The 8834-nt window shown below is 69.2% G+C and carries 9 protein-coding genes; all 9 read left to right on the forward strand.

The window, feature by feature from the left end:
* Window positions 1-95: 95 nt before the first annotated feature.
* The 9 genes from ACWER9_RS26685 to ACWER9_RS26725 all read left to right on the forward strand — a co-directional run bounded on the left by ACWER9_RS26685 (window position 96) and on the right by ACWER9_RS26725 (window position 8705).
* Window positions 96-2270, forward strand: a complete 2175-nt coding sequence (locus tag ACWER9_RS26685; RefSeq protein ID WP_452304422.1) for a cell division protein FtsK — start codon at window positions 96-98, stop codon at window positions 2268-2270.
* A gap of 148 nt (window positions 2271-2418) precedes the next feature.
* Entirely contained in the window at window positions 2419-2658 is a 240-nt protein-coding gene (locus tag ACWER9_RS26690) for a hypothetical protein (protein ID WP_452304423.1), read from the forward strand.
* The gene (locus ACWER9_RS26695; protein ID WP_452304424.1) at window positions 2655-2954 is read left to right on the forward strand and encodes a hypothetical protein; all 300 of its coding nucleotides are present in this window, start codon (window positions 2655-2657) and stop codon (window positions 2952-2954) included. Before ACWER9_RS26690 ends, ACWER9_RS26695 begins: the two co-directional genes overlap by 4 nt.
* A complete protein-coding gene (locus ACWER9_RS26700) occupies window positions 2954-3199 on the forward strand; it encodes a hypothetical protein (protein WP_452304425.1) in 246 nt (81 codons plus the stop codon). Before ACWER9_RS26695 ends, ACWER9_RS26700 begins: the two co-directional genes overlap by 1 nt.
* Window positions 3200-3232: 33 nt before the next feature.
* Window positions 3233-4210, forward strand: a complete 978-nt coding sequence (locus ACWER9_RS26705; RefSeq protein WP_452304426.1) for a bifunctional DNA primase/polymerase — start codon at window positions 3233-3235, stop codon at window positions 4208-4210.
* Complete coding sequence (locus ACWER9_RS26710) at window positions 4207-5766, forward strand: hypothetical protein (RefSeq protein ID WP_452304427.1); 1560 nt, start codon at window positions 4207-4209, stop codon at window positions 5764-5766. Before ACWER9_RS26705 ends, ACWER9_RS26710 begins: the two co-directional genes overlap by 4 nt.
* 480 nt (window positions 5767-6246) lie before the next feature.
* Complete coding sequence (locus tag ACWER9_RS26715) at window positions 6247-6456, forward strand: helix-turn-helix domain-containing protein (RefSeq protein WP_452304428.1); 210 nt, start codon at window positions 6247-6249, stop codon at window positions 6454-6456.
* Between the two features lie 16 nt (window positions 6457-6472).
* Window positions 6473-7759, forward strand: coding sequence for a tyrosine-type recombinase/integrase (locus ACWER9_RS26720; RefSeq protein WP_452304429.1), 1287 nt, complete (start codon window positions 6473-6475; stop codon window positions 7757-7759).
* A 67-nt stretch (window positions 7760-7826) separates the two neighbouring features.
* A complete protein-coding gene (locus ACWER9_RS26725; RefSeq protein ID WP_452304430.1) occupies window positions 7827-8705 on the forward strand; it encodes a DUF4231 domain-containing protein in 879 nt (292 codons plus the stop codon).
* Window positions 8706-8834 lie beyond the last annotated feature (129 nt).

Genomic DNA, 8834 nt, shown 5'->3' on the forward strand with positions numbered 1-8834 from the left:
TCCGCCCGGCGGCGCGGCTACCTGGCTACCAACCTGCGCCGCGCCGCCGGCCCTCAACCCCCGACCCTCACGGATCAGATGGAGGAAACACCATCATGACGTCCCCCCATGGAGACGACCGTTTCGACTGGCACGCCGCCGAGCGTGACCTCACCGACCCGGCCGGGCCGGACGCCGAGGTGCTCGACCTCGACGCGGCCCGCGCCGCCCGCACCCCCGACGACGACGGCGGGCCGCTGCTGGTCGACTCGCCGGCCGCGCAGCGTTCCCCGCGGTTCACCCTCGACGGCGTTCGCGCCGGGCAGCGGCGTCCGATCCTGCCGGCGTGGTTGCGCTCGCGCGCCGAGCTGCGCGACGTGATGCGCTGGGCGGTGGGGCACCTGCTGCACACCACCGGCTACCACGCGACGCGGCTGCCGAAGTACGCCGCCAAGCTGGCGTTGCGCGCCCCCGGCGGGGCGTGGCGGATGGTGTCCGGGGCGACCCGGTGGCTGTTCGACTGGGAGGGTGAGCCGCACCGGCAGGCCACCTCCACCAGCAAAGACGGGGAGCTGTACCTGAAGCTGTCCAAGCAACGCGACCGGCGGGTGCGCTGGCGCGGCATCGTCGTCACGTTCAGCCTCGCGGTCATGCTGGCCGGTGGCGTCGCCGTGGCCCTGGCCCCGTTGTGGGCGCGGTGGTCGGTGCTGGCGCTGCTGGTCACGCTGTGCGGGCTGCTCGGGCAACCGGCCGACAAGCCGCTGTTGGATACCGCCGTGGTCGTCCCGAGGGTGGCGCGGCTGACCTCCGATGTGGTGGTGCGCGCCCTGGCCGTGCTGGGCATCTCCGGTATCAGTCAGGCCATCGCCAAGCAGGGCCACCGGGCGATCGGCTTTACCGCGCCGATCGTGCGTGACGGCCCCGGCTGGCGGGCGGACATCGACCTGCCGCCCGGTGTGACGGCCGGGGACGTGATCGAGCGCCGTGACCGGCTCGCCCCCGGCCTCACCCGCCCTCTCGGGTGCGTGTGGCCGGAAGGGCAGCCGGAGGTGCACCCCGGGCGGTTGCTGCTCTGGGTCGGGGATCAGGACATGGCCGCGACCAAGCCGGCCGTCTGGCCGCTGCTCAAGGCGTCCGGCGGGTTCGACCTCGGTCGGCCGGTGCCATTCGGCACCGACCCGCGCGGCCGGGTCATCTCGTTCGAATTGCCATACACCAACGTGTTGATCGGGTCGATTCCCGGCTACGGCAAGACGGCCGCGACCCAGGTCCCGCTGCTGGCCGCAGCCCTCGACCCGTACGCGGAGCTGTGGTGCTTCGACTTCAAGGGCACCGGCGGACTCGACCCCCTGGAGAAGGTGTCCGCCCGGTACGCGTCGGGGCAGGACGACGACACCGCCGAGGAGGGGTTGTTGGCGTTGCGGGAGCTGCGCAAGGAGTGCCAGCGCCGCGCCGCGATCATCAAGGGCCTACCCAAGGCGGTGTGCCCGGACAACAAGGTCACCCCCGAGCTGGCCCGGCGCAAGAAGTTGGGCCTTCACTGGCTGGTGGTGGCGCTCGATGAGGTGCAAGAGCTGTTCTCGCACGCGGAGTTCGGCAAGGAAGCCGGCGAGTTGGCCGAGAAAATCATCAAGCTCGGCCGCGCCCTGGGCGTGATCCTCGTGGTGGCCACGCAGCGGCCGGACGCCAAGAGCCTGCCGACCGGAGTGTCGGCGAACGCGGGTACGCGGTTCTGCCTGCGGGTCATGGGCCAGATCGAGAACGACATGATCCTCGGCACGTCGGCGTACAAGAACGGCATCCGGGCGACCATGTTCGCCAAGAAAGACAAGGGCGTTGGCTACCTGGTCGGCGCGGCCGATGACGCGCAGATCGTGCGCACGTTCTACATCGACGGCCCGACCGCCGAGAAGGTCACCGACCGGGCGCGCGCCCTGCGCGAGGCGGCCGGAACCTTGACGGGGCACGCGATCGGGCAGACCCCGGCCACTCCGGCGGCGCGGCGAGACACCCTGCTTGACGACATCCTCACGGTTGTGCCGGCGACTGAGGGCAAGGTGTGGGCCGAGACGCTGACGGAGCGCCTGGCCGACCTCAACGGCGAGGCGTACGGGGACCTGACTCGGGATCAGCTCACCGCCGCCCTCAAGCCCTACGGCATCACCACCGGGCAGGTGTGGGGCACCGACCCGGCCACCGGCAAGGGCGCGAACCGGCGCGGCATCGAACGTCAGGACATCACCGACGCGGTTGCGGAGCGTAACAAGCGCCGGGGTGACAAAGCCGCCTAAGGCGGGCAGCGGTTGGCCCGCTAGGTCTAGCACCACCCTCCGCTAGACCTAGCGGCCCCGCTAGCAACCAATCCCAATCCTGGCCAGCGCCCTAGTTCCTAGCGGCGTCAGCCCCCCGCACCCTCATTTTGGCCTGTGGAGGCATTCCATGACCCCCATCCTGCTGCTCGCTAGCCTCGCCACCCTCGGTTACGCAGCGTGTTACCTGGCGGTGTGTGCCGCGTCGCCGTGGGGACGCTGCGGACGCTGCCACGGTGCCCGCTACCAGCGCACCGCGATCGGCACGCGCCGCGACTGCCGCCGCTGCGACGGCACCGGCATCCGCGTCCGACCCGGCCGACGCCTCATCGACTTCATCCGCGCCGAGTACCGCGACGGCCACCCATGACCCGCCGCGCCGGCCGCGACGGACACACCGACTGGTGCGGCAAAGACCACCGATGCGGCCTCGGTGAGCACCGATCCGACGAAATCGTGGTCGATGTGCCCGGCCGCTCCCGCGCGGTGCTGGTGCGGGTGCGTACCGCCGCCGGGCGCGAGCACGCCGAGGTGCGCGTCAGGGTCGCGCTCGCGCCGTCCGATCTGGCCGCGCGGCGGCAGTTGGTCGGGTTGCTCGCTGACCTGCGGCAGGCCGTGACCCGCGCCGCCATCCTGAGTCGCCCCCGACCCGGGCGGGCTGCCTGATGGCCGCGCCTCACGGCCTGGAGGTGTGGCTAGTCGGCACCCGCGCCGAATTGGACACCGCTACGGCCGCGCTGGCGGATGCCGGGCACGTGGTTCAACGCGGCTCCCGCCACGCGCTGACCGGTGCCGATGCCGGCCGCTACCGGCTCTATCTGCGGCTGAGCGTCGCCGCCGGGCGGCGGTCGACCGGCCGTGGCGCGGTGGTCGACCTCGCCGCCGAGCGCGCGTCACGCCGCCCGGCGTGACCTCCATCCCCCCTGAGCCTTGGGAGATGCCCCATGCCTGACCTGTTGACGGCCGCGCTCGCGCACGCTGCGCGCGGCTGGTACGTCTTTCCGCTGCGTCCCGACGACCGACCCGACAACCCGGATGCGGCCAAGCGGCCCGCGTTCCCGAACCGCTGCACCGCCGAGCACTGCCCCGGCATCGACCCGCGCTGCCGCGCCGCCGGCCGTCACGTCGGGTGGGAGGAACGCGCCACCATCGACCCGCAGCGCATCCGCCGGGCGTGGTCGACTCGCCCCTACGGGATCGGCATCGCGTGTGGCCCGTCCGGGCTGGTTGTGGTCGACCTCGACGTGCCCAAGCACACCGACGACACCCCGCCGCCGCAGTGGGCCGGGGCGTTTGACGGCCTGGGCGTCTTCGCCACCCTCGCCGCCGCACACGGCGGTATCGAGGCCACGTACACCGTGACCACGGCCAGCGGCGGCAGTCACCTCTACTACCGCCACCCGACCAGCGGCCCGGCGTTGCGCAACACGACCGGCGACCGGGGCGGGTTGGGGTGGAAGGTCGACACCCGCGCGCACGGCGGGTATGTCGTGGGCGCCGCAAGCACCGCCGCCGGCCACCCGTACGCGGTGGCGCTGGACTGCGACCCCGCGCCGCTGCCCGCGTGGCTGGCCGGACTGCTCGCCCCCGCCCCGCGACCCGCTCACCGGCCTGCCCCGGTGGCGCTTCCGCCGGACCGGCGCGGCGCGTACCTCGCGGCAGCGATCCGCCGGCAGGTCGACCACCTCACCGCAGCCCCGGAGGGGCAGCGCAATCACGCCCTGTTCGCCTCAGCGGTCGCGCTCGGGCAGCTTGCCGCCGGAGGTGCGCTCACCGCCGCCGACGTGACCGCCGTGTTGGAACCGGCCGCGTTGTCGCTCGGCCTGCCCGCCGGGGAGGTCGCTCGCACGATCGCGTCGGGGCTGCGGACCGGGGCGAACGACCCCCGCACCCTCGCCGGGGTGGGGAGGGCTGCGGCATGACGACCCGGTTGCAGATCGGCTCTGGCCCCGAAACCATCCGCGTGCTCAAAGCGGCGCTGGTCGACGGGCTGCTACCCGACACGTACGTGTCCGCCGGTTCCCTCGTGCACATGGAAGCCGTCTCCGGCGGCCTGGCCACCGCCGCCGACGAAGACTCCCCGCTGCCGGTATCGGCCAGCATGGTCAACCCCGCCGGACTGGCCGGACTGCTGGCCGAGCACGCCTACGTGTACCGGCTCAAGACCCGCAAGAGCGACACCGGCGACCCCGAGGTCTACGAAGACGAAGTGACCCCGCCCCGAGACATCCTGTCGTCGGTGCTGGCCGGTAAGACGTGGCCGGGTGTGCCGCCGCTGCGCGGGATCATCGGTGCCCCGGTGCTGCGCCGGGACGGCACCCTGCTCCAGCAACCGGGCTACGACCCGGCGACCGGCCTCTACCTGGCATCCAAGGTGGCGCTTCCCCAGGTGCCGGACGAACCGACCCCGGAGCAGGTCGACGAGGCGCGCACGTTCCTGCTCGGCCGGTTCCTGCGCGACTTCCCGTGGGCATCCGCGGCTGACCGGGCTAACTACGTCGCGCTGCTGGCCACGCCGATCCTGCGGCACTTCACCCGATCCCTAACGCCGTTCGCACTGATCGACGCCACCATGCCCTCATCCGGGAAGACGATCCTCACCGCCGGGCCGGGCATGCTCTACGGGCAGCGGGTCATGACCTGGGCCTACTCCGATGAGGAACTGCGCAAGTCCATCACGGCGGTGCTGGCCGAGCAGGTCGGCGTGGTGATCTGGGACAACCTCGCCGAGGGCACCGTCATCGACTCCGCCGTGCTCGCCCAGCTCGTCACCTCCGGCGTCTGGTCCGACCGGCAGCTAGGCGCGTCGCGCAACGTCGCCACCGTCAACGACCGGCTCTGGATGGCCACCGGCAACAACCTCCAGGTTGGCGGGGACATGGCCTCCCGCACCGTGCGGGTACGGCTCGACCCGGACATGCCCCGCCCCGAACTGCGCGACCAGCGCGGGTTCGGCATCCCCCACCTCGACCAGTGGATCACCGACCCGACCAACCAACTCACCGTCCTGTGGCACCTGCTCGTGCTGGTCCTCGACTGGACGCGCCGGGGAGCACCCCGGGTGTCGGGGTTGTCGATGCGGCAGTTCACCCCGTGGGCGCAAGCCCTCGGCGGGTTCCTCGCCCACCACGGCATCGACGGATTCCTCACCAATGCGGCTGACATTCGTGAGATCGATGAAGACGAAACGCGCTGGCGCGCGTTCCTCACCTGCTGGCACGACCGCCACGGCGGCCGCGCAATGACCGCCGCCGAACTCCGGCAAGACGGCGAGCCCATGCACCTCGGCAGCGACGTCAACGACCCGTGGGACGGGCAGTTCATCACCACCCACAACGGCCGACTACCCAACCCGCTGCAACTCGGCCGACTCCTCACCGGGCAGGCCGGGCGGTGGCGCGGGGAGCACGTCATCCGTGCCGGCCGCAACGACCGGGGTGACCGGTCCGTGTTCTGGGTCGAGCGGCACGAGGGGTGAAACCCGCTGAACCATCTCCGCATCTCCGCAACGCCGCACCGACCCCTCACCACCTGGGAAAACACCCTGCGGAGATCAAAACCATGAGGATCATCAATCTCCGCATCTCCGCAACCAACTGCGGAGATCCCACCTCTTTGCGGAGATGACCCCTCACCGCCTCCGACCATCTCCGCAAGCATTCGCCCAGCTCACAGCCATGTTTGCGGAGATGCGGAGATGCGGAGATGGTTCAGCCCCTCCCACAGCGAGCGCCGACCACCGGACCGACCCGCGCAGACCGGCCCGCTGAGAGCCCCTGAGCCGAACCGGCCCATGCCATCACCTCGGCCTGCCCGAAATCTTGGTCCTACGGCGATCTCAGCCGCCCGCTCTAACGGACGTCATCGATCCGCCTGCCGCACCTAGCAACTGACCCTCGCCCGACGAGAACGCCCACCCACCGGCGCTCTCAACCCAGCGGAACCACGGGGAGAAGCCGTGCCCACGCCAGAAACTCGCGTCGTCCTGACCATCGAAGAAGCCGCCCGCCGCCTCGGCATCGGCCGCACCACCATGTACGCCCTCATCAAGACCGGCCAGATCCGCACCGTCACCATCGGCCGCCTCCGCCGGGTGCCGACGTTCTGCCTCGACGAATACGTGCGGAACCTGCTCGCCGAGCCGACCCACCTCGACCGCGCCGCCTGACGAAAGGAGACAGCCAATGGGACGCAAGCCGAACGGCGCATCGAGTATCTACCTGGGTTCGGACGGCTCGTGGCACGGCCGGGTCACGGTCGGGGTGAGGGACGACGGATCGCCGGATCGCCGCCACGTCCGGGGAAAGACGGAAGCTGCGGTCATCAAGAAGGTCCGACTCTTGGAACGGGAGCGGGACGGCGGCACGGTCCGCAAGGCCGGCCAGCGCTGGACGGTGAAGGCCTGGCTCACCCACTGGGTAGAAAACATCGCTGCCCCGGCCGTGCGAGAGAACACCCTCGCCGGCTACCGGGTCGCTGTCTACCGGCACCTCATTCCCGGTCTCGGTGCCCACCGGATCGAGCGCTTGGAGCCTGAGCACCTGGAGCGCTTCTATCGCCGGATGCAAGAGACGGGCAGCGCCGCGGCGACCGCCCACCAAGCGCACCGCACGATCCGAACCGCGCTGAATGAGGCCGTACGCCGAGGGCACTTGGCCAAGAACCCGGCCACCCTCGCCAAGGCACCGCGCCTGCCAGAAAGCGAGATTGAGCCATACACGGTCGCCGAGGTGCAACGGCTTATGGCTGCCACCCATGGCCGACGCAACAGCGCGCGGTGGGCGGTCGCGCTGGCCCTCGGTCTGCGTCAGGGGGAAGCACTCGGCCTGAGATGGCCAGACGTTGATCTGGACGCCGGGACCCTGACCGTCCGGCGCGGCCGGCAGCGGCCGAGGTGGGAGCACGGGTGCCGCTCACCGTGCGGCCGAAAGCACGGCGGCCACTGTCCTGACCGCCGCCAGATACGGGCCGATACCGCCGACACTAAGTCTCGGGCCGGTCGGCGCAGCATCGGCCTACCTGACGAGTTGGTGGCGCTGCTACGCAAGCACCGTGAAGAGCAGGACCAGGAGCGGGCTACCGCAGCCCAACTCTGGGAAGGGAGTGACTGGCTATTTGCCACGCCGACCGGCGGCCCGGTCAACCCACGCACTGACTACGACGAGTGGAAGCGACTGCTCAAGCTCGCCGGGCTACGAGACGGCCGGTTGCATGACGCCCGACACACCGCCGCAACGGTGCTGCTGATCCTCGGCGTTGCCGAGCGCGCCGTGATGGGCATCATGGGCTGGTCCAACTCCGCCATGGCAGCCCGATACCAACACCTCACCGCACAGGTCCGGCGGGACATCGCCCAGCGCGTTGGTGGGCTGCTCTGGTCAGACAAAGAACGGCATCAATTAGTTAGAGGGCCGGAGGTTGCCAGTGCCAACGCGGCACTTCCGGCCCTCTCAGCACACGACAGGCTCTAAGACAACTGTCGAGAAGGCGACACGAATTCATCTTGTTGAGCGAGGTGCGTGGTCATAGCGTAACGCCATGTGGTCGGGGATATCGCGGCTTTGGGAAAGAATTAGTGGTTCGGCGAGCGAAAACCGGTGGAAGGAAGTAATCGACAACAGCTCCAACGGCTGGCACCCTGATTACGTCCGCAGTCAGATTCTCGACGCAGAAGAAAAGCTTCACCTCCAACAATTATGGCGCAAGGTCGGCATAGCTTGGATCTTCGTCGGCAACCTCTTACTCGCTGCCGCCGCAGTAGTTGCCACTTTCTTCAACGTCGGAGACTTAGACCGCTTCTCAAACCACCTGTACGTAGCACTCGCCGCATCGCTGCTCGCCTCGCCAGTACTGGCGTACTGGCAGTACAAGCGGATGCGCACGACTCGCATCCTCATCAAGAAGCTCCACGTGGTCCGGCGACGCACGCAAGCGGACGTAGACACGAACACGAGCAGCAAAGAGGACCCTGCACTGCTGGCTCAGAAGCGCTACAGAGACGACGTTCCCGATCTAGTTTCACAGTTTCGCGAGGATGCCGGGAGAACGCGGAGAATTCATAACCGCTTCCAGAGCATAATCATTGTCGGCTCGGTAGCCACTTCCGCCATTGCGACAGCGTCAGTAGCCTTCAGTCAAGCTAGATGGCTGACTGTCGCGGCGAGTGCCGCTGTGGGCCTATCCGCAGGATTTACCGGATATTTCAAGTATCACGAGCGCAGTTTCAATTCACAGCAGACAGCCGACGCGATTGAACGAGAATACGAGGCGGTCGAGCTTCGCGTGGGCAAGTATCTCGGGCTAGACGAGCAGAAAGCGTATGCTCTCTTCGCTGACACCGTTGAGACGTTGCGCGACGAGCAAAACAAGCGACAGCAGCAGCTCGACCAGCCGGCAGAGGTCACGCGCGAAGAGTGACGGGGCGCTCTCTTCCCGCTCAGTGCAGGCACCAGAGTCGACGCGACTGAGACCACAACTGAGACCAGGAAGAGAAACGCCCGGTCGATCCTCGCGGATCGCACAGATCGGAAGATCACACTTCAGAAA

It is taken from the genome of Micromonospora sp. NPDC003944 (assembly GCF_053605225.1).